Genomic DNA, 21,678 nt, shown 5'->3' with positions numbered 1-21,678 from the left:
CCACAACTGTACGGGACGAATATCCATGATAAACTATAACCAGTGACCTTAATGAGAGTGGAGATTGTACCCTTATGTTGCAGCTGAGCGAACACATTGCGCTATGGAATCAAGCCCATATCGAACATATCCATATTCAAAAATATATGCTTAAACCCGGCGAACGCAGCGTTTTTACGTCCAGCAATAATGGTTTCTTCTGCATAAGCAAAGGGACAGCGCTATTGATGCTGAACCGCCGGACTTACTCCGTAAACGATCTGCAAATCATTCATATGCCTCAGAAAAGCTATTGTGAAGTAAACGCAGGGGTAGACGGGGTTGAGTACAGCATGCTCTGTTATGAAGCCGATTTAAGAAATAGGTTGACGGAACATCAGCTTGCGCTGCTGGACAGCTGCAATCCGTTCGAGTCCGTCTACCATTTGACCCCCGGCCAACCGGCCATCATCTATGAGCTGCTGTCCGCTATGCTTGAAATAAGCCGAAATCAGGAGACAGCGGGATCCCTGCAATTGAAAGCGGCCTTCTATCAATGGCTGTCGGGGGTCATCCCGCATTATCATGCCGCATCTCAAGTGACCAAGACGACAAGTCCGGCTGAGCTGGTGACGATGACGCTGGAGTATATGCTCAAGCATTATGCCGATCCGCATACCCTTGATACATTGGCAGCTGCCATGAACAAAAGCCCAGGCCATCTCTCGAATTGCTTCAAGCAAGTGCTCAATCGCGGTCCGATCGATTGCCTGATTCGCTTACGTATAAGAAAGGCTTGCGAGCTGCTCACCGAAACCAAACTTCCGCTGTATATGATTGCTTCCGCAATTGGATACCGGGATGTCTACTACTTCAGCAATGCCTTCAAAAAACAGATGGGGATGTCTCCGCAAGCGTTCCGCAAGCATGACAATAAGGAGGATATTACATCACAGGCCGGGAGAAATCCCATTGCCCACCCGAATGACCCATGCTATATTTCTATTCATGATAATGATAATTATTATCAACACATGAATGGAGGATCAGACAACATGTTCAACTTTGCAAAAATGGTGCCGGCCAGCCTGCTGCTTGCTTTCGGCTTGCTGCTTGGCGCCTGCGGGAGCGCCAATACGGGCAACAGCACTAATTCAAACGTTTCTAATCATACAGCCCCGCAGACAACTTCGGAAGCAACTGCAACCGCAGATCCTGCGGCTAATGGAGGCACACGTCTTGTGTCGACTTCCATGGGAGAGATTGAAGTGCCGGACAATCCCCAGCGGGTGGTGACCGATTTCTATCTGGGTTACTTGCTGGCGTTAGATGTCAAGCCTGTGGGCAGCAACCGTATGTTTATTGATAATCCATATTTGCAGGATCAAGTAGACGGAATAACGGATGTGTCTGAAAGCCTGGAAGCGATAGTAGCGCTGAATCCCGACCTTATTGTGACAGGGGATGCCCAGAAATATGAGGCCTATTCCAAAATTGCAACAACGGTTTATCTTGAAAGTAACACCAACGTTCGGGAACAAGTAAAGGAGCTTGCAGTCATCCTGAATAAGGAGGCTAAGGCTGCGGCTTGGCTGGAGGAATTCGAGGAGAAGCTCGGCGGAGCCAAAAAGCGGGTACAAGCCTTATTGCAAGAGGGCGAGACAGTCGCTGTATTTGCCGGAGGGATCAAAAAGGAGTTCACGCTTTACGGGAATGCTTTTACGGGAGGAACCATACACGGTGAACTGGGCATGCCTATGAATGAAAATGTCATCCGGGATATCGATCCGAAGGCAGGCTGGGCCACTATTTCCAGCGAGGTCGTTGATCAGTATGCCGGCGATTATATCTTTATGGCGGTGGACATGAAGAACGAATCGTATGATTATGCGAATGACCCAGTTTGGGGAACATTGCCTGCGGTCAAAAATAATAAGCTGTACGAAATTGACGGTTACCGCTTCTATTTCTCCGATCCGATCTCGGTGCTGAACCAAATTCAGGATATTACCAATATGATGGAGGAGCGGGCAAAAGCGAATGCCGCAAAATAAATAAAGAAAAAGACGGTTGCCGATTTAATCACCGGCTGCCGTCTTTTTTAGGTGCGAGGCCTATTTATAACGATTGGTCGTCTACCTCATTCAGCCAGCTGTCGATCGTTCCAATGACCGAAGTGACGCAGCCGTCCTCGAATGGTGAGACAAGACCTGCTTTGGCGACAAGCTCGGTGAAGGACAAGCTGCCCCCAAGCTTGCATAGGTTCAGGTAATCCGTCCATGCGGCGCTGCGGTCCTCGTGCATCTTCTTCCAGAATTGAAACGCGCAAATCTGCGCGAGCGTGTAGTCGATGTAATAGAACGGCGAATTGAAGATATGGCTCTGTCTATGCCAGAATCCGCCTTGCTCCAGATAATCATTATCCGCATATTGGCGATGCGGCAAATATTTCTTCTCGATTCTCCGCCATGCCGCCTTCCGCTCCGCAGGGGTCGCTTCCGGATGCTCATAGACGAAATGCTGGAATTCATCGACCGTTACGCCATACGGAATAAAGATCAATGCGCTTGCCAGATGGTCGAAGCGGTATTTGTCAGCATCTTCCTTGAAGAAGAGGTCCATCCACGGCCATGTGAAAAATTCCATGCTCATCGAATGGATCTCGCAAGCCTCGTAGGTTGGGAAGCTGTATTCCGGCACCGCATAGCTCCGGCTTTGGTACACCTGGAAGGCATGCCCCGCCTCATGCGTCAGGACGTCGATATCGCCTGATGTCCCGTTGAAGTTGGAGAAGATGTACGGCGCCTGATGCTCGCTGATATACGTGCAGTAGCCGCCGCCGCGCTTGCCCTTCTTGCTGACGAGATCCATCAGTTCATTATCCTGCATAAAGCGGTAGAACTCATCGGTCTCCGGTGACAGCTCGGCGTACATCTTTGCGCCGTTGCTTTCGATCCAGATGGGATCGCCTTTCGGAGTGGCATTGCCCGACAGGAACGCCAGGTTCTCGTCATAGTACAGCAAGTCATCGACACCGATGCGGCTTTGTTGGCGCTCCTTCAGCTTTGAGGCGACTGGAACGATATGCTCCAGCACCTGCTCGCGGAAGTTTGCGACCATCTCGGCATTGTAATCCGTCCGGCTCATTCGAGCATAACCAAGCTCGACGTAATTGTGGAAGCCGAGTTTATGCGCGATCTTCGTCCGTGTCTTGACCAGTTCGTCATAGATACGGTCGAAATCGGCCTCATGCTCAGCCATGAAGCCGAAGGATGCTTCAGCAGCGCGCTTACGCATGCTGCGGTCCGGCGACTGCTGGAATGGCGTGAGCTGCGCAAGTGTACGCTCCTCTCCCTCGAATGGAATCTTGGCGGAGGCAAGCAGCTTGCTGTATTCCGTGGTCAGCTTATTCTCAAGCTGAAGATCTTCGATAACGGCGGGGCTGAACGTCTTCAACGACAGCTCAGCCAGCTGGAAGAGCTGACGTCCCCATTTCGCCTCAAGCTGTTCGCGGAAAGAAGAATCCACCAGTGCGCGATAGTAATCGGTGATGTATTCCTGGACGATGGGACCGTTCTCATCGAAAAAGTCTTGCTCCGCTTTGTAAAGCTCATCGTTCGTATCGATGGAATGGCGGATGCTGGCAATCGTCTGCATCGTATCGAATTCGCTGCGCAGCTTATTGACCGCAGTCATGGCTTCATCCTGTTCTTCGTACGTAGCTGCGCTCGTGAATGCGTTCAGCAATTCCTTGAATTGCAGCTCGAACGTCTTCACGTCCGGTCGTTCGTAGGCATATGTACTAAATTTCATGTGCTTGCACCTGCTTTCCTGTCATTTACATACTCCATTATACGCCGGATGGAATGGGGTTAGTCTACAACCAAATTGTCGCTGCCCGCGGCAAAGTAGCCAATGACGAAATCTCGGAACGAACGGGCCGCTCCCGATACATAACGGCCCTCCAGCCAGGCCAGTTGCATCGACCGCATGCATACCGGCTCCTCGATGGTGAGAAAGACGAGCGAGCCATTATTTCTACGTGCTGCGGCAGGAAGAAAACCGATGCCGAGCCCGGCTGCTACCAGGCTTCCGATAGAGGTAGGCTCATCTCCCTCGCACACGACGCGCGGCACGAAGCCCGCCTCCGCGCAATACGAGAAGGTCAGATCGCGGAAGCTGTATCCCGGCTTAAGGCTGATAAACGGTTCATTGGCTGCCTCGTTAAGGCGTATGCTGCTCCGACCCGCAAAGCGATGCTGCGGCGGCACGACCAGCATGATTTCCTCGGTCAGCAAGTTCGAGCCGGTTATCCCTTCGGCTGTAATCGGCGGCGCGGCAAAGACGAAATCGATCTCGCCGCTTTGCAGCAGCTGGACCTTCATCTCCTCCGTAGGCGTCTGCATAATGCGGAAGTTCGCTTGCGGATGGGCAGCCAGATAGGGTCCCAGCACATTCGAGAAGCGGTTCAGCGTCGTCGCCGCAATGCTGATGGTTGCCTTCTCGATGCCGGCCAGATCGGACAGCTCGCGCTGGCCCTCCTCCAGCGCATGAAGCGCCAAATTAACCTTCTCCAGATAGATTTTGCCGTATGGGTTCAGCTTGATACGCCTGCCTTGCCGGTCGAACAGGGGCACGCCGAGCTGTTCCTCCATCCTAGAGATAATGACACTAAGAGCGGGCTGGGCGATATGCAGCTCTTGGGCGGCATATGTCATATGCTCCAGTCTGGCCACGGTCTGAAAATATTTCAAATGCTGCAAATCCATCATCGCATCTCCCTTTATAATAAAATCATTATTAATTCATTCGATATCATCTATTTTTCTTTATGAGCATTCCCATTTACAATGGGTTTATGACAGATATGGCAAAGGAATGAATGAAGATGGCAGCAACAGAACAACATAGGGCTACAATGAATACCATTCCATCCACCTATTCGCTACGTAAAATGACATGGGTCGTCGCGCTCAGCGTCATTCTCAATCCGCTCAATTCTTCTATGATCGCCGTTGCGCTACTGGGCATAGGCGCAAGCTATGGCATTAATGTTGCGACGGCAACCTGGCTCATTACGGGCTTCTATCTGGCAGCGGCAGCCGGACAGCCGTTAATGGGCAAGCTTGCGGATCTGCTCGGCGCTCGCCGCGTCATGATGACGGGGCTCACGATTGTCGTTGCGAGCAGCCTGCTCTCCGTATGGGCGCCGTCATTCGGCTGGCTGCTGGCGTTCCGGATTATGCTGGCGCTCGGCAGCACGGTAGCTTTTCCGGCGGGAATGGCGATTGTCCGCTCCTTCGCCCAACCGGCAACTGGCGGACAGCCTAAGGGCATGACGTCGTCGCTAGGCATCATCTCGGTATCCGCCAATGTCATGGCGGCATTCGGCCCGACGCTGGGCGGTCTGCTGGTTCAGCACAACGGCTGGCATTCGATCTTCTGGATCAATATTCCGATTGCGCTAGCCGTGATCGTGCTGGCTTACCGCTGGATGCCTGCCGACCGCAAGCGGGAGAAGGGGAGCAGCGGCGGCTTGTTGAAGCTGCTGGATGTGCCTGGCGTCCTCTTGTTCATGGGAATGCTGATCAGCTTCATGCTGTTCCTCACCTCGCTCGGCTCAGGCGCCATGTGGTGGCTGCTTGCGGTCGTTCCGGTATTTGCGGTTCTCTTCGGCATTAGAGAGCTGAAGACGGACAAGCCGTTCATTGATCTGCGCATGTTAGGCCGCAATGTGAAACTGCAATCGGTATATGCGCAGTTCGCTGGGCTGAATATCGTGTTCTACTCCTTGTTCTTCAGTATGCCATTATGGCTCGGCCAGGTGAAGGGCTATGATCCGCAGACAGCAGGCCTTCTGATGCTGCCTTTCGCGGGAATCGGAATGTTGGCGACGCCAATCGCGGTTCGCATCATCCAGCGCTGGAGCTACCGGCCCGCCATTATTGCCGGGAGCAGCACACTGCTTCTAGGCACGCTGCTGCTGTTGTTTATGGGCGAGGATACACCGATCTTCTTCATCTTATTGGCTACTTCTATCGTAGGAATAACGAATGGGATGAACAATATGGGACTTCAGACGGCGCTCTTCCAGCATACCAAGCCCAGCGAGACGGGAGCGGCATCCGGCCTGTTCCAGACCTTCCGTTCGGTCGGCGGCATTCTGTCAACCAGCCTGCTCGGTATAGCGTTTGGTACTACGGTGACGACGGCGGGTCTGCATACCATTGCGCTGACCGGTGCGTGCATCGGCGCTATATTGCTAGTGATTAGTTTAATGCGCAAGCTCAATTGAATCAGATATCGATTAGCGGCAGAAGTCGTCCTTGGACGGTTTTCTGCCGCTTTTTGTGATGGAAGCTAAGTGCTTGGGAGACTATGCTTGCAGCTTGTCTAGTTTACAGATGCTATGCAGGAAGCTATGGAGTGCCGGGCTATTTGCCGATATACTTTGATATAGCAAGAGATAGAGCAATCTTGTAAGATATTGAGGATATCACCATTAACGGATGTATTACGGAGGACTTATGACGATCATAGGCATTGATCTGGGGACAACGAATAGTTTGGTTACCTATTGGACGGAGGAAGGACCGGTTATTATCCCGAACGGGCTTGGGAAGCATCTGACGCCATCGGCGGTCAGCATGGACGGCGATGGCGAATTCGTCGTGGGACAGATCGCGCTGGAGCGGCAAATCTCTCATCCCGAGCTTAGTGCGTCTTTCTTCAAAAGGTATATGGGTACGAAAAAGCTGTTTAAGCTCGGCGAGCAGGAGTTTCTGCCTGAAGAGCTGTCGGCGCTTGTCATTAAAGCGCTGAAGAAGGATGCGGAGCATGTGCTGGGCAAGCCTGTGCATGAAGCGGTGATTAGCGTTCCGGCGTATTTCAACGATGTGCAACGCAAAGCGACGGTTCGCGCCGGTGAGCTGGCGGGGCTACGAGTGGAGCGTCTGGTTACGGAACCGACGGCGGCAGCCATCGCTTATGGACTTCACCAACGGGATGCGGATACGAAGTTTCTGGTCTTCGATTTGGGAGGCGGCACCTTCGACGTATCCATCTTGGAGTTATTCGACCAAGTGATGGAGGTCAGAGCTGTAGCGGGGGACAATTACCTGGGCGGTGAGGACTTCACGCAGCTGTTGATTGATATGTTCTTGAACCGTCACGGATTAACGGAGGATGACTTTGAGCCGAAAGAGTTCGCGAAGCTGCGTAAGCAAGCGGAGATGGCGAAGCTGTCATTCGCCGACAAGCGCGCCGCGCGAATGGCTTTTATGCATAAGGACAGTGAGCTTGCGTTAGAGATTAGCCAGGATGAATACGAGCTGGCGACGAAGCTGCTGCTGCAGCGGCTTCGGGCGCCAATCGAGAGGGCTTTGTCCGACGCCTCGCTGAAGGTGAAGGATCTCGACGCCATTCTGCTCGTAGGCGGCGCAACGAGATTGCCCTTCATCCGCACGTTCGTCAGCAAGCTGTTCGGGCAGCTGGCGTATGCCAATGTGAACCCGGATGAAGTTGTGGGGATAGGGGCTGGCATTCAGGCGGGCTTGAAGGAGCGCCATGAAAGCCTGAAGGAAGTCATCCTGACTGACGTTTGTCCTTATACGCTGGGCACTTCGGTCTCGGTAACCAAATCGAACGGCTATCATGAGAGCGGGCATTTCTTCCCGATTATTGAGCGCAACACGGCCATCCCGGTGAGTCGGATTGAGCGCTTCTATACAACTAATGACAATCAGCGGATGATCAAGGTCGATATTCTGCAAGGGGAAGCCAGACTTTCGCGGGAAAATATCTTCCTTGGGGAGATTAACGTACCTGTGCCGGGTCGTTCGGCAGGACAGGAATGCGTCGATGTCCGGTATACCTATGACATCAACGGCTTGCTGGAGGTCGAAGTGAAGGTGCCGTCCACCGGCCTTGTGAAACAAATAATGATCGAGCGCAATCCGGGCGATATGTCCCAGGAGGAGATGGCAAGGCGCATCGAACAGCTCGCTACGCTTAAGATTCATCCCCGCGACCAGCAAGAGAACAAGTGGGTCATCGCGCGCGGCGAGAGGCTGTATGAAGAGCATATCGGCTATGAGCGGATGGAGATTGCGAAGCTGCTGCGGGAGTTCGAAGATACGCTGGACAAGCAGGAGCCGCGAAAGATTGCAGAGATGAAGAAGCTGCTGAAGGACGTATTCGACGCTATTGAGGCAAAGGGAGAGTAGAGCATGGAGGAATTTGCGGTCTTACGAATCGAACCGACGACGGATGAGAAGGTCATCAAGCGGGCATACACCCAGCTGATCAAAGTCTACAATCCGGAGACACATCCAGAGGAATTCCAGCAGATTCGGGAGGCCTACGAGAAAGCGATAGCCGCTGCCAAGTCCGGCACGGTATCGGGCGGCGAACCGGAGGACCCGCTGGAGCAATATTTGAACCGTCTGAAGGGGGTCTATGACAACTATGAGGCCCGGCTGGATGTACGCGCTTGGCAATCGCTGCTTGATATGGATGTCTGCCATCTGATCGATACCCGCGAGGCGGCTAGCCGCGTGACGCTCAATTTTTTGACGGAGTTTTTCCACCTTCCGCATCCGGTATGGGTGGCGCTCAATCAGCATTTTGAGTGGAATAAGCAGAAGGACAAGCTTCTGGAAGACTACCATCAGAACTTTATTGAATTTGTCATGAACCGGATCGAACGCGATCAGTTTTTCCGCTATGGGGAATTGCTGAACTGCGTGCCTGGGCAGCAGGAGACATTCATCAAGCAATATCGCACAGGCATGCAAGCCGTCGATGATTACGATTATTATACTGCACGAGAGGCATTGCTTCAGCTGGCTCAGCTGTGCCCGTCCCATCCCGATGCGATTATTCTGGGGACCCGCTACAGCATGGCATTGGGCAGGCTGGCGGAGGCAGGGGGGAAGCTTAACGAGCTGCTGGACAGGGATGAGTCGGATTATTATGCGCGCTATTACCGTGCAGGCTTGTTGTTCCGGCTAGGGCGCTATGAAGAGGCGTATCAGGACTATAAGCGAATCTTGCCGATTAGACCGGATGCAGCCGATGTGCTCTTCTCGCTGGGCAAGTGTGCCGTCAGCCTGGGCTATTACGCGGATGCGTCAACTTATCTGAATCAATTGAAGCAGATATTGCCGAACGATCATGAAGTCATTAATTTGCTGGCTTCCGCGCATCGCTTCCAGATTGAAGAGATGACGACTGAAGCGAATGGACGGCCCGATGATATCAACGCCGCGCATGAGCTGGTGACGTCGTATTTGGCAACGGGGCGGGTGGAGGAGGCTTATCAGCTGCTTTGCGAGCTGGAGCCGCAGCATCCTTCGGCCAAGCTTCAGGTACAGCTATGCGTCGTTCTGCACCATATGGACAAGAAGGAGCTTGCCTTGACGAAGGTCAATGAGGCGCTGGCGCTTTATCCGGATTATATGGATCTGTATCATTGGAAGGCCGTCTTGCTGGAGGAGCTGGGAGAGCTGGAGGAAGCGGTCGTCTATTACGAGAAGGCGACTGAGCTTAAGCCGGACGAGGCTTCGCTGTATAACAACAAGGCGTATACGCTGAATAGGCTGGGACGTCATGAAGAAGCGCTGGCGTCTGCAGAGCTGGCTATTCACTATGATGCGAGCTTTGCCAATAGCTACAGGCAGAAGGCTGATGCGCTGCTGGAGCTTGAACGGTATGGCGAATGCTATGAGGCGGCGGACAAGGCGCTATCGATCAACGCTTACTATACGGAAGCGTACATCGTGAAGATGAACATGCTGAACCGAGTCGGACAGTACCAGCATGTCATCGAAGCTTTCCATCAGGCTGCGAGGCATGATCTTCGGGATGTGCGCTTGTATGTGGAGAAAGCGAACGCTTTGCGTTATATGGGTGAATTCGAGGAGTCCATTGCCAATTGCGACTATGCATTGGAGCTCGAAGCGGAGCAAAAGGATGCGCTGCTCTGCAAGGGCATGTGCTACTTCCGTATGCAGCAGTACGACGAATCGGCGGCAGAGTTCGAGAAGATTATGACTCATTATGTCCTGGAGCAAGCCGTCTATTATGCGGCGTTAAGCTATTACAATATGAGACAGCTGGATGATGCTTACCGTCTTGCGGTTGAATGGATGGAGAAGGCCGAGCAAGCGGATCTATTCTATGACTTGATCGGCGATATTCATCGAGATCAGGGAGAGCGTGACGAGGCGATCGCCGCTTATCGCCAAGCGATTGTCATCGATCCCGCTGTTGCCTCTTATCATTTGCAGCTGGGATTGTTGCTCCATCAAGAGGAGACATGGCAGGAGAGTCTCCATCACCTGGACCAAGCGATTGCGATTGAGCCGACGCTGGTGCGGGCCCATGAGAAAAAAATTCATGTCACCTTTGATCATGGGAAAGATTACGAGCAATGCATTGCCCTCTGCCATGAGCTGCTGGCTGTTGACCCTGAGAGTGCGTATGCATACGACTTCCTGGCATGGTCGCATTACATGCTGGAGCGGAAGGATGAGGCAGCCTCTTATATTCAGCAGGGGCTGGCGCTCGACGCTCAGTTCGTCAGCATCCTGCATCTGCGCATGACGATGATGATCGAGAATGGACAAAGCCGGGAAGCGCTTGCCGTCTGCGACCGTATTCTGGAGCTGGAGCCTGACCATGAGGACACGCTGGCTCAGCGCGGGAGATTGGTACAAGGGGATCAGAAGAAGTCGGTATTCTCGTGGCTGGGCAGGAAGTAACAAATCTCGGCAAATAGAAGCTCACTAATAAAAGAGGATATCCCGCGATCCGGCTTTGGATCAGGAGATATCCTTCTTTTGTACGAATCAGGTTAGTTCCGTTGGAGCCAGATATGACCATGGCGGCAGGTTGCGGGCCAGACCGTATAGCAATGTGATCGCTAGCATGAATACCATTATAGTCCCGCCAATTCTCCTTTTCTTCTTGGCATTCGCCCATGTATACAGGGCAAACAATGGCGCCAGGACGAAGATGAGAGAATTGAAGCGGAATGCCTGATGGACATCAAGCTCCAGCAAGGAAAGCGCCGCTCTCGTAATGCCGCAGCCGGGACAATACAATCCAGTCACGGCATGAATAGGACAAGGTATGGCTAGTCCGGTAAGGGGCAGCCATGCCTTGGCATACAGAAGACCGCCAGCGCCAAGCATCGTGCCCCAGAAGAGCTTGGGATGCCGCTGCGGCAATCGGTTAAGGCATTGCCATTTTGTTGACATCTGATTGAACCAGGGCATACGTTACGATGCCGAGTCCGAATAATGTCAGCAGAATATAGATCAGGGCGTTGTCGGATGGTCTGAACCCGCGCTGCAATTGCGCGTATTCGATTTGCTTAGCCACTTGGTAAGCCCATACGAAGCTCCAGACACCGCAAGTGACAAGAGTAAGCAGGAAATGTTTAACGCCAGTGAACGAGGGATCTCCGCTTAATTGGCCGACCTCATCCGTCATGACGATGAACCAGTAAATGCCGTAAATACCGCAGGTTACAATCGTTAGAATAATAGCTAGCGCGATATTTCGTTGACGTATCATGAACTTGCACCATCCGATCTAGTTGATATTGGTTTGTTAGCATACATAGCGCTCGCTCTAACATCGCGATCGATCGAATGGTCCATGTCGGGATCTCACTCAATTCGAAGTATTTGACATAGAACGACGAAATAAGTATATGAAAATATGACTATCAAGACAAGGAAAAAATAGAAAGAATAGAAAACAGTGCGAGAAGGCGCTTCGCTATGCCGAATGCAGCTCAGTTCTGGCCATTCGCTCCCGTTGTGCTAGGAGGCACTCCGTTTTTTTTTTTTGCTGATATTGAATGACGAATGGAACGATTATGGCTTTGGCCTTGTCTAAAAGGTTGAGGGGGTGAACGCTTGGAATCTCATCTTGAGCTGCAATATTTGACGCATATGGAGCGGATGGGCAAGACGGAGTTGTACAATCTCATGACGCAATATGGTGACGATGTCCGGACATATGCATATGCCATCACCCGCAATCGGGAGCAGGCCAAGGATATCGCGCAGGAAGCATTTATTAAGGTCTACCAGAACATCGGGACATTCAAGGGGCAGTCTTCCTTCAAAACATGGCTGTTCGCGATTGTGCGCAATCTCGCGATTAACGAGCTGAGATCCAGCTATGTGCGGAGAGTTGTGTTGTTCGAATGGGTCAAGTCGGACAGAATGGCAGATTCGGCAGAAGAGGTTTATCTGGAGAGGCAATCGGAGCGGGAGCTGCTGAACATCATCATGGGACTGTCGATGAAGCATAGAGAGGTTCTGGTGCTTCATTTGGAGCATGGGATGACCAAGGCAGAGATCGGACAGCTACTCAATCTGTCGGAGGGTACGGTGAAATCGAGATTGCACCGCGCCCGCAAAATCGTAGAGAGCAAGTGGAGGGAGATGGAGCGATGAGAGAGGAACGACCGGATTGGCAGGACGCGGTGAAGCGGGGATTGTTCGGCAAAGCGGAGTTTAGCGAGGAGATGAAGCGCTCCGTGCTGGAAGCGGTCGATCGGACGCCAGCAGTGCGACTTCCTCTGAATATGCGGTTCATTAGCATGGCAGTCTTGTGCGTGATTGCGGGAATCGTACTTTTCTATAGTGTGGACGAGGCTCCATGGACAGACAGCGTGAGCAAGCAGGCGGGAGTTGCTGAGCCAGCGCCGCAGAGCGGCGAAGATAAGGTCGTGGGGGAGCATGAGTTGGCGCTGCCTGTTACGTTCCGATATTTGGAGGCGCGGAAGCTGCAGAAGAATGAGGTGATACGGGAGGATGATACTGATATTTTACCGGGTCTGTCTAATAAGCATTCGCCATTATGGGAGATATATACTACAGTAGAACTACCCTTCGATGAAATTGAAGTCATCGATCAAAAAATTGTTGACGGTCTGGGCTTAGCTGTACGTTTTACGAAGATACATGATACGACTACCCAACATGGAACCGACGAGAAGTATGATTATATCGGATTTGTAATCAGCGGGCTTTCAAACCCCAATACGCTCTTTCATTTTGGATATGGTCATTTATATGATAACGAGATTACGATGACACGCCTCTTTGGCAAAGCTGTCGTTAAAATCGATTTGCAAACTTGTAGAATTGACGGGGAATCCTGTACCTATTACCTTCATCAGGTTGATGGAAGTATTACTACATATGCCATGTTCGAGGCAGCGACCTATGAATATGATTTGGATGGAGATGACCGGGAAGAGGCCATTGTAACCACCTATAAACAGAATCAGATTTATGTGTTCAAAGAAGAGAACGGTGAATTGCTTTGGGCCAGCATACGGGATGCTTTAGGTGCCAGTTATGGAGATCTCATAAGCTACAATCGGGAGAAGGGATGGTTCTCCATTCGCGATAAGAATAGCGGTGCAGGCGAGCTACGGACTTACCGATACGATGCGACAACGCATAGCTTAGTACAAATTCAGCCGTAGCTGCAATTAAGCAAAATAGGACAGAACATGATAATGGATCATGAGCGGTTTGCGCTGCTCGTGATCTTTTTTTGTGAATAACACCTTACTACGAACAGGATCACCCAGATATTTGTCAGAAATGGCCATCGTTTCCTTGGCTTGTCTGTATCTCCAGCACTTGTTCCGATATACTGGTATAAAAACAATGGAGAACGATAACATGTCTAATTTGCCTAATTGTCCCAAATGTAATTCCCAGTATACTTACGAGGACGGCAATTTGCTCGTCTGTCCGGAATGCGCGCATGAATGGTCGCTGACAGCGGATGAGGAGCAAGCTGAAGAGAAGCGGATTATTAAAGATGCGAATGGCAATATATTGAATGATGGAGATTCCGTGTCGGTCATTAAGGATCTGAAGGTGAAGGGAAGCTCGTCGGTCATCAAGATCGGCACAAAGGTGAAAAATATCCGTTTGATCGAAGGCGATCATGATATCGATTGCAAAATCGACGGATTTGGCGCGATGCAGCTGAAATCGGAATTTGTGAAGAAAATATAGGAAAAGGTAAGGCCAAATAGGGTACAATAAGATTGGATTGTGAAAGGGGAGTATCTCTAGTGGCTAAAGAAGAATTGATTTTGACGCCGGAAGGCTTGGCAAAGATTGAAGAAGAATTGTTGGAGCTGAAGACAGTCAAGCGCAAGGAGCTATCTGAGCGCCTGAAGGTTGCGATCAGCTATGGCGATTTGAAGGAAAATAGCGAATACCATTCTGCCAAGGATGATCAGGCATTTATGGAGACGAGAATCCTGCAGCTGGAGAGAATGCGGAAGATTGCGCGCGTTGTAGATGCCAGCAGCTTAAGCAGTAATCAGGTGAGCATTGGCTCTTTGGTTATTTTGAACGACATCGAATTTAACGAAAAAATCGAGTATCGCGTCGTGGGACCAGCGGAAGCGGATGTCACGGACAATAAGATTTCCTATGAGAGCCCGCTCGGCAAAGAGCTGATGGGCAAAAAAGTCGGCGATACGATAAACGTAGATGCGCCGATGGGCATCATCAAGTATGAGCTGCTGGAGATTAAAGCGGTCTAAGCGATAGCCATAACAGAAGCGGGACAGGTCATTGGACCTGTCTTTTTTTGTTTCTTCCACAGTGAGGTATGCCGTATATGGCGTATCAATATTATTCTAAAAAGAAAATAATGTTTAGAGTGAAAAATGAAGCAACCTCATTCTTGGAGGTATCAGATGGAGCACATGTACCTAATTTTCAGTATTTGATTCAAAGTACTTGACTATAACGTTAGGTCATAGTGAATAATTCTCTCTATGAATACATAACAAGGAGTGAGAGATATGAATATAAAAACATTGCGTTCAGACCACATTTATCAAAAAGTTGCCCAAGCTGCGCCCGAGGAAAAACTTGAATTATTCAGAAACGAAATGATGGCTCCTTTTATGAAACAATGGCAAATTCAACAGATACCTTTTAGAGCTGGAGAGGCGAATGGTTTTGACGTTGTTACGTTTAATAGTATGATGCATCGATCCCCTGAACAGATTACTGGGCAGATTTCACCTGAGGTAGAGCTGATTTCGTCAGATTCTTTTTGGTTAGAGTGCGAGCACGCTGTAAGGAAAAGCCTCCATTTATTTATAGAACATGAAATAAGTCTCCCCGTATCTGAATATTTGTTTACCATTCAACTAGGGAATCCGGAAAACCGTGCCTTAACAATAAACGAAGGATATAGCGGCTTTGGGGGCATTCCCGGGTTTATCTGGGGTACACTCTTGCCAAATGAGTACACGATTCCTCGAATGAAGGCTGCGCTGGCGCACGAATGCAACCATAATGTGCGATATCAATTTATTCAGTGGGATCACACCGTTAATTTGGGCGAGCTCATTGTAAGTGAAGGATTAGCTGAAAACTTTGCTACGCTCATGTTTGGAGAAGAATTGCTCGGCCCTTTTGTAACGAAAACAAACGCAGACACACTTAACAGGCGCATAAAGCCTGTCCTTAGAGAGCAATTGCAATTAACAGGGTTTGATCAATTTGCTCCGTATCTTTACGGTGACGAGATCGCCCAACTTCAAAACTTTGAACCGGTCAATATGCCTTATAGTGCTGGCTACGCTTGTGGATATTATTTAATCCAATATTATTTAAGAAAAACAGGAAAAACGATCTTTGAGGCCACCATAACGCCTGCTGCTCAAATACTAGACGAAGTAAAAGGATTTTGGGATGAAGAAACCATTATTAGCTGTTAAAGATATTGTTCAGATTACAGGCATTACAAGCCGGACCTTGCATTATTACGATAGGATTGATTTATTTAAACCGACACATCTGACGGAAAAAGGGTATCGTTTATATGATCGAAGCAGTTTGGAAAAACTTCAAACGATTTTATTCTTGAAGGAATTGGATTTTTCCTTGAAAGAAATTGCGGACATTTTAAAGCTAACCCGGCAAGAACAGAAACAAATCATAAAGAAGCAGCGACAAACCTTATTATCGAGAAAACAAAGACTAGAAACCATCATGGTAGCTCTCGACGAATACGTTTCGGGGAAAGATATTAGCAATTTGCAAATCTTCAACCATTCTTCCGTTTTGCCATTGAAAGAACAATATGCAAATGAGGCGAGATTCATTTATGGTGAAACAGAAACGTATAAAGAGTTCAATGAAACGTTGGAAAAATTATCACTAGAGGATAAAGAGGAACGTTTTCATTCTATGGAGGAAATATTCAAACAAATGGCGTCTTGTGTCGATCAAGAACCTTCTTCCGATGAAGTTCAGCGACTAATCGAAGAGTGGAAAAAAATTTTAATGCAATTCATGACATGTGATGCAGAATTACTGGCTTGCATGGCTCATACCTACAAATTCGACGCACGATTCAAAAACTATTTTAATCAATATAGCAATGAGGATTTTGCGGATTTTCTTTACAGTGCAATCATGCATAATATCAATCGGTAAACATGCAATGAATGGTAAATGCTCAACTGCCGGGTTTAAACCAACAACTTGATGGTACTTAAGAATTACACTATTCAGCGAATCACGTGGGTTTCCAAGCGTTGTTTTTTACTAGGCAAATTCAATAAAGTATACAATCCACGGAAAAAGTTAGTTGAATGACAACAGCGGCAGTCAAAGACTTAATTTATCAAGTCAAGTCTTTGTCCGCCGCTGCTTTTTTTTATTGGATCAGTCTGGAACTTATTTTCTAAAGCTGACGACTCTTCAATTTTAAAATTGCGTTAAATCAACGACTCATGAGACGATCGTCGTCATTTCGGGAAAAGACGTTGTCCGAGCTATCCAAGCTTATTGGCGACGACACGGAGGGGTTCATGCACATCGAAGCGGACGCACAATCCATCATCTTCAGAACAGGCAGGCTGCAGGTGCAGTCCGCTCAGCTGGAGGGCAGTATGCCAAGCATGACTAAACTCATGCCCGCTTCGTTCCAATCCGAGATTCGATTAAGCAGCAAGGCTTTGCTGCGGGCGGCTGAGCGTGTCTCCGTATTGGCAGGCGGGAATCTGGTCCGGTTGACCGCAGGAGATGGCCGTCTGAAGCTGCTCGCGAATACGGCAGAAATCGGGGATGTCGAGGATGAAGTGGAGCTGGCCTCCGTTCACGGAGAGGTGTTTTCGATAACGTTGAATGGTTCCTTTCTAGCGAAAATTATGCGGTGCATTCATAGTGAGCAAGTCAGCTTGCAACTGACGGGAAGCCGAAGTCCGGTTATGATTGTTCCCATTCAGGAGCAACGGGATGCGCTGTATTTGCTGACGCCCGTACTCACTTCTACCGGCTCCTGAGTAGAGTCTGTGTCATAGCTCTTCCCAAAACAGGAGGCTGTCGAGACGATCTCGACAGCCTCCAGTGTTTATAGGATTGTTTGAGGAAGCACAACAACGTCGACTTCACGATCCCATTGCGCGGGCAATTCAACTTCTATTGCGAGTGAAAAAATGTAAAGCTATAATAGCAGAAAGAAGAAAATGGATAGTCAGAGAGGGTTCGTGTGGAATGGAACCAAAAAAAAGATACAAGCAAGAGTTAAGCGATCTGAAGCAGCATCGCGAAAGCGTCATATTGGAGACGGCAGAGCGTGTATTTAACGATAATGGCATAGAGAAGACGACGATGCATCACATTGCGAAGGAAGCAAGCATTGGCATCGCGACATTATTCCGTTATTTTCCTAAGAAAGAGAAGCTGATCGTAGCCGTCGCAACAAAAATGATTGAAGAGGTATTTCTTGAATTCCAGACGATTAGCCAGATGGAGAAAACATGTCTGGAGAAGATGGATTTATTGTTCGATTACTTTATTGCGCCGCTTCCGAATCATCGCGACAGCAGCATCAAGTTTCTCGAAGACTTTGAGAATTATGCCGCCCATTCGGATGAGCCGCTAGAAGACATCGATGAGTTCAACCGTCTGTACCGCCGGGTATCCATGATGTTTTCGCGCATTATTCAAGACGGTCAAGAGGATGGCTCCTTGCGCGGCGATATCTCCGTACGCGAGACGCTGACGACGGTTATTAATGCATTCGCCATGTTCTCTCGGAAGCTGTCGCTGCAGCGCAATATTTTACGTCTGGAGTCGGATTTGGAGCCGGAGAAGCAGCTCGCGGTTCTCAAGCATATTCTGATGGATTATTTGAAGGCGTGATTACCATCCGGATCATCGGCTGGATAGGAATCGTAAAGGCAGCAAGGATCAAGTATCCTTGCTGCCTTTTTGATAGGGATATAAGTTACCCGATCGTATGCTCCTTCCGGTATTCGCCGGGACTTACTCCTTCTATTTTCTTGAAAACACGGCGAAAATACTTTTCGTCCGGATAACCGACCATCTCGGCGACTTGGGCAACGCGAAGATGAGGATTGTGCAGCAGCAGCTTCGCCCTGTCTATGCGAATGCGGCTTAAGTAATCCAGAATGGTCAAGCCATAGGTTTGCTTAAACTTCCGGGCAATGTATTCTCTGCTCAGGTAGAACCGAGCAGCCAAATCCTGCAGTGAGACTTCCTCCCGGTAATGCTCATTCAGGTAGCCGGCAATCGTCTCGATGAATGATGTATGGCTGGCATGCAGCCGGGTGAGCGGGGCAGAGGCGTCGGCCAGACGTTTCTCCAGCTCTTCCTGCAGTATAGCCCATGAGATCATCCCCTCTTTGTTCAGTGGAAGACAAGCAGGCGTATCGGCATAGGACTCCTTAGCTTCGGTGGCGGAAGCAGCTTGACCTTCATCAAGCCATTGTGTCCTCATCCACTCCCATTCCTGATTCCACTGCAGCAGCTGCTCCGGCGATACCGAATCAAGCTGTCTAACCTCTGTTATCCATTGTTCTGCTGCGGCGCGAATCCGGTCGCTGCTGCCGCTCAGCGCTGCGAGTCGGAGCTCCTCTTCAAAGGCACTCAGCCGAAGCGGCCGGCTCGCTTGATCCGTCTTCTCCGACTGCTCACGATGAATGCGGACAGGATCAAGCGCATTGCGCTTCCATAGCGCCTTCGATGCTTCCAGATATGCGCGCGGCAGTTCCCCCGGATAAGAACGTTCCAATGACAGGCCAAAATGAATTTGACGCTGCAACGTAGCCGAAATTCCCTTTCCAATCTCTTGCAGCAAAGCTTCAAATGGCTCGGAGGGTCCCCAGAATAACAGCACAATCTCACCCCGGCTATCGAGCTGCCGGAAGGCAATGCCTCGGCTGTGAAGCAGCTCGTTACAAATATTAAGAATAGCGAAGTGAATCAACTGCAGCCTATTCATGAATTTCCCGAACAGCTCATGGTCCAGCTGAGATACAGAGACAACGGCGACAGAGCAAGACACAAGTCCCGCCGGAAAATGAAATTCATCCTGTATCTGCTTCAGGAACTCGCGTCCGCTTTGGCCGGAGACCAGCTCCGTGAGCAGCTTGTCGGTATAATGCGGCTTCATTTCATTCATCTCAATCATCTGCCGGGTCATGCGGATTCGTTCATCCTGTTCCTTCCGCCAGCATTGTACGGCCTTGGCAAGCGCCTCATTCAGCGCCGCAGCTTTCACCGGTTTAAGTATATAATCCATGCCGCCATGACGGATGGCGTGGCGTACGTATTCAAAATCGTCATAGCCGCTAATGACGATCGTCTTCATATGCGGCTGATTCTCCGACAGCCATGTGAGCAGTTCGGCTCCGCTCTTCCGTGGCATTCTCATATCCGTCAATACAATTTGGGGTTGATGCTTTTCAATTAGCCGCTCGGCTTCCTCGCCGTCGGATGCCTGCAGCACTTCCTGAATGCCAAGCTTGCCCCATTCCGCCAGCATGGTAATCGCGCTGCGTACATGCTTCTCGTCATCGACTATTATGACTTTCATTCCGTCACGCTCCCCGTTTGTAGTTCAATCTAATGCTGACGCCTTGAGGCTGCATGTTCGCAATCTCCAATCCGGCTGTGTCGTCGGTGTACAGCTTAAGCCGCATTAGAACATTCTGCAAGCCAATCGAAGAGGGGGTCCCTATCCCCGGCCCGTGATCGTTATGCTCCTCATCCGCTTTCATCTCCAGCGCTTCTTGCAGCTGGCGGAGCCTCTCCGCTGGAATGGAAGCCCCGTTATTCTCCATTTCCACAACGACTCGGTTATCTTCCGTGATCCAGCTCCGAACAGTCAGCCTTCCGTTTCCCGTCTGATTGCTCATGCCATGCTTGAAGTAGTTCTCCGCCAGCGGCTGAAGCGTCATCTTGGGCATCGGCGCGGACAAGCTGGCCGAGTCATGTTCCAGGAAGAAGTCGAATTGATCGTCGAATCGTTCCTTCTGCAGCTCCAGGTATAGCCTCAGCTGATCGAGCTCCTCCTCCAGCGTAACCATCGCCTCGCCGCTTCGCATCTTGTAGCGCATGATATCGGCTAGCGACGACAACAGCGAGTAGACCCGCGGGGCGTCATGCTGCAGGGCGACTGTGCCGATCGACTGCAAGGTATTGAACAGAAAATGCGGATCAATCTGGGCTTGAAGCGCTTCCAATTGATTGCTTTTATTGGCGAGCTCCAGCTTGTATTTGCGCAGAATCAAATTGTTGATCGTATCCATCATCTGCCGAAATCTCCGGGTGAGGAAGCCGATTTCATCCCGGCTGCGAACATCGATATCCACATCCAGCTTACCGGTTTGAATCTGGTTCATGTAGCTGGCAAGCCGCAGGATCGGTCTCGTTATCCGAATGGAGATATACAGCGTGCCAACAATGACGACAATGAGTGCGACAGCAGCAATAATGGCATTAATAGTGATTAACTCATTAGACTTGCGATAAAGCACGTTGTACGGAATTTCCTTCACAATCGTCCAATCGGCAAAGGCGATCCCGAGCTTCTCGTACACGCGAATGGCACCGTCCTCGTCGATAATACCTGAGCCATCGCTTCGCATGCGCTCGAACAAGCCAGGATCGGCTACGGGTTGTCCAATCTCTTCGGCGTGCCCGCTGTAGATGATGATGCCGTTTTCGTCCAGCAGATAGAACTGCTCGTCCTCCGAATGGAAGAGCTGCTCGGAGATTGCCGTGATGCCGTCCAGCTTCAGGTCGATAGCCAGCATGGCCATCCGCTCTGTCGACGGAATGCGGACGATCGGCCGGTAGTAGGTGAAGACCTGCTGCTTCGGATCGTCATGAAGAGAGGGCGGGAAGCCGTAGCTGTGCGCGTAGTGCGGAGGCTCTGTACTCGGCTTGACCGGGTCGGCTTCTTCGGTGCCGGGATAAGGCGATTCGCGAAATTCTCTCCGCGGCACTGTGTTGGTAATAAGCGTCGATTGGTTCGTCAGATAGGAATGCAGATAGACCTGCTGGATATCGGGCAGCGAGCCTTGCAGGTTTTGCAAGGTGGTGTACATTTCCGCAACAGCCTGGTAGTCGTCGAAGCTCTTGGACAGATTGTTCAGAAAATGCGGGTCCGAATACAGCACAATCGAAGCCCGATTAATGTTGTTCAAATAGTTGACGAGATTGGTTTTCCCTTGAAAGATCAGCCTTGCATTTTCGCTCATCGACTGCTCTTTGATGGATTCCTTCGTATAGACCAGCGTGATGACAAGCGACAGTGTCAGAGGAATGATCGTCACGGCCAGCATGAAGGCAATCAGCTTGCGGCGGATGCTGT

At 50.3% G+C, this 21,678-nt stretch carries 18 protein-coding genes; 12 read left to right on the top strand and 6 right to left on the bottom strand.

Annotated elements, in window-relative coordinates; genetic code table 11:
- Positions 1-74 precede the first annotated feature (74 nt).
- Entirely contained in the window at positions 75-2,033 is a 1,959-nt protein-coding gene (locus AC0YNW_RS27845) for an ABC transporter substrate-binding protein (RefSeq protein WP_475834646.1), read from the top strand.
- 64 nt (positions 2,034-2,097) lie between these two features.
- Here the strand turns inward: AC0YNW_RS27845 and AC0YNW_RS27840 are convergent, their stop codons facing one another.
- Both AC0YNW_RS27840 and AC0YNW_RS27835 read right to left on the bottom strand, forming a co-directional pair.
- Positions 2,098-3,792 (bottom strand): M3 family oligoendopeptidase, encoded by a 1,695-nt coding sequence (locus AC0YNW_RS27840; protein ID WP_475834645.1) that lies wholly within the window; start codon positions 3,790-3,792, stop codon positions 2,098-2,100.
- Positions 3,793-3,851: 59 nt separating this feature from the next.
- A complete protein-coding gene (locus AC0YNW_RS27835) occupies positions 3,852-4,748 on the bottom strand; it encodes a LysR family transcriptional regulator (protein WP_475834655.1) in 897 nt (298 codons plus the stop codon).
- A 119-nt stretch (positions 4,749-4,867) separates the two neighbouring features.
- Here AC0YNW_RS27835 and AC0YNW_RS27830 point away from each other — a divergent pair, with 119 nt between their 5' ends.
- The 3 genes from AC0YNW_RS27830 to AC0YNW_RS27820 all read left to right on the top strand — a co-directional run bounded on the left by AC0YNW_RS27830 (position 4,868) and on the right by AC0YNW_RS27820 (position 10,742).
- A complete protein-coding gene (locus AC0YNW_RS27830; RefSeq protein ID WP_475834644.1) occupies positions 4,868-6,274 on the top strand; it encodes an MFS transporter in 1,407 nt (468 codons plus the stop codon).
- A gap of 232 nt (positions 6,275-6,506) precedes the next feature.
- Positions 6,507-8,204, top strand: a complete 1,698-nt coding sequence (locus AC0YNW_RS27825; protein ID WP_475834643.1) for an Hsp70 family protein — start codon at positions 6,507-6,509, stop codon at positions 8,202-8,204.
- A 3-nt stretch (positions 8,205-8,207) separates the two neighbouring features.
- Positions 8,208-10,742: a tetratricopeptide repeat protein gene (locus AC0YNW_RS27820; RefSeq protein WP_475834642.1), complete on the top strand. Its 2,535-nt coding sequence runs from the start codon at positions 8,208-8,210 to the stop codon at positions 10,740-10,742.
- Positions 10,743-10,829: 87 nt separating this feature from the next.
- Here AC0YNW_RS27820 and AC0YNW_RS27815 read toward each other — a convergent pair whose 3' ends face one another.
- Complete coding sequence (locus AC0YNW_RS27815; RefSeq protein ID WP_475834641.1) at positions 10,830-11,240, bottom strand: DUF2752 domain-containing protein; 411 nt, start codon at positions 11,238-11,240, stop codon at positions 10,830-10,832.
- Positions 11,215-11,559 (bottom strand): DUF4234 domain-containing protein, encoded by a 345-nt coding sequence (locus tag AC0YNW_RS27810; RefSeq protein ID WP_475834640.1) that lies wholly within the window; start codon positions 11,557-11,559, stop codon positions 11,215-11,217. Before AC0YNW_RS27810 ends, AC0YNW_RS27815 begins: the two co-directional genes overlap by 26 nt.
- Positions 11,560-11,906: 347 nt before the next feature.
- On the opposite strand from AC0YNW_RS27810, the gene AC0YNW_RS27805 reads away from it, so the two are divergent.
- The 8 genes from AC0YNW_RS27805 (at position 11,907) to AC0YNW_RS27770 (ending at position 18,200) form a co-directional block, all read left to right on the top strand.
- Positions 11,907-12,452, top strand: coding sequence for an RNA polymerase sigma factor (locus tag AC0YNW_RS27805; protein WP_475834639.1), 546 nt, complete (start codon positions 11,907-11,909; stop codon positions 12,450-12,452).
- Positions 12,449-13,492, top strand: a complete 1,044-nt coding sequence (locus AC0YNW_RS27800; protein ID WP_475834638.1) for a hypothetical protein — start codon at positions 12,449-12,451, stop codon at positions 13,490-13,492. Before AC0YNW_RS27805 ends, AC0YNW_RS27800 begins: the two co-directional genes overlap by 4 nt.
- Before the next feature lie 202 nt (positions 13,493-13,694).
- Positions 13,695-14,036 carry a zinc ribbon domain-containing protein YjdM gene (locus AC0YNW_RS27795; RefSeq protein ID WP_475834637.1) on the top strand — a complete coding sequence of 114 codons (342 nt, stop codon included), beginning with the start codon at positions 13,695-13,697 and terminating at the stop codon, positions 14,034-14,036.
- A 59-nt stretch (positions 14,037-14,095) separates the two neighbouring features.
- Positions 14,096-14,575: a transcription elongation factor GreA gene (gene greA, locus AC0YNW_RS27790; protein WP_387477382.1), complete on the top strand. Its 480-nt coding sequence runs from the start codon at positions 14,096-14,098 to the stop codon at positions 14,573-14,575.
- Between the two features lie 264 nt (positions 14,576-14,839).
- Entirely contained in the window at positions 14,840-15,766 is a 927-nt protein-coding gene (locus tag AC0YNW_RS27785; RefSeq protein WP_475834636.1) for a DUF2268 domain-containing putative Zn-dependent protease, read from the top strand.
- A complete protein-coding gene (locus AC0YNW_RS27780) occupies positions 15,741-16,487 on the top strand; it encodes a MerR family transcriptional regulator (protein WP_475834635.1) in 747 nt (248 codons plus the stop codon). Before AC0YNW_RS27785 ends, AC0YNW_RS27780 begins: the two co-directional genes overlap by 26 nt.
- 377 nt (positions 16,488-16,864) lie before the next feature.
- A complete protein-coding gene (locus AC0YNW_RS27775) occupies positions 16,865-17,338 on the top strand; it encodes a hypothetical protein (protein WP_475834634.1) in 474 nt (157 codons plus the stop codon).
- Positions 17,339-17,549: 211 nt separating this feature from the next.
- Positions 17,550-18,200: a TetR/AcrR family transcriptional regulator gene (locus AC0YNW_RS27770; RefSeq protein WP_475834633.1), complete on the top strand. Its 651-nt coding sequence runs from the start codon at positions 17,550-17,552 to the stop codon at positions 18,198-18,200.
- 85 nt (positions 18,201-18,285) lie between these two features.
- Here the strand turns inward: AC0YNW_RS27770 and AC0YNW_RS27765 are convergent, their stop codons facing one another.
- Together AC0YNW_RS27765 and AC0YNW_RS27760 are read right to left on the bottom strand one after the other, a co-directional pair.
- The gene (locus AC0YNW_RS27765) at positions 18,286-19,896 is read right to left on the bottom strand and encodes a response regulator transcription factor (protein ID WP_475834632.1); all 1,611 of its coding nucleotides are present in this window, start codon (positions 19,894-19,896) and stop codon (positions 18,286-18,288) included.
- Between the two features lie 4 nt (positions 19,897-19,900).
- Positions 19,901-21,649, bottom strand: a complete 1,749-nt coding sequence (locus AC0YNW_RS27760) for a cache domain-containing sensor histidine kinase (RefSeq protein WP_475834631.1) — start codon at positions 21,647-21,649, stop codon at positions 19,901-19,903.
- Between the last annotated feature and the right edge of the window lie 29 nt (positions 21,650-21,678).

The organism is Paenibacillus sp. J31R120 (genome assembly GCF_056269225.1).
Note: the sequence above shows the minus strand (reverse complement) of the source record. Positions and strands in the feature narration are given on the sequence as shown.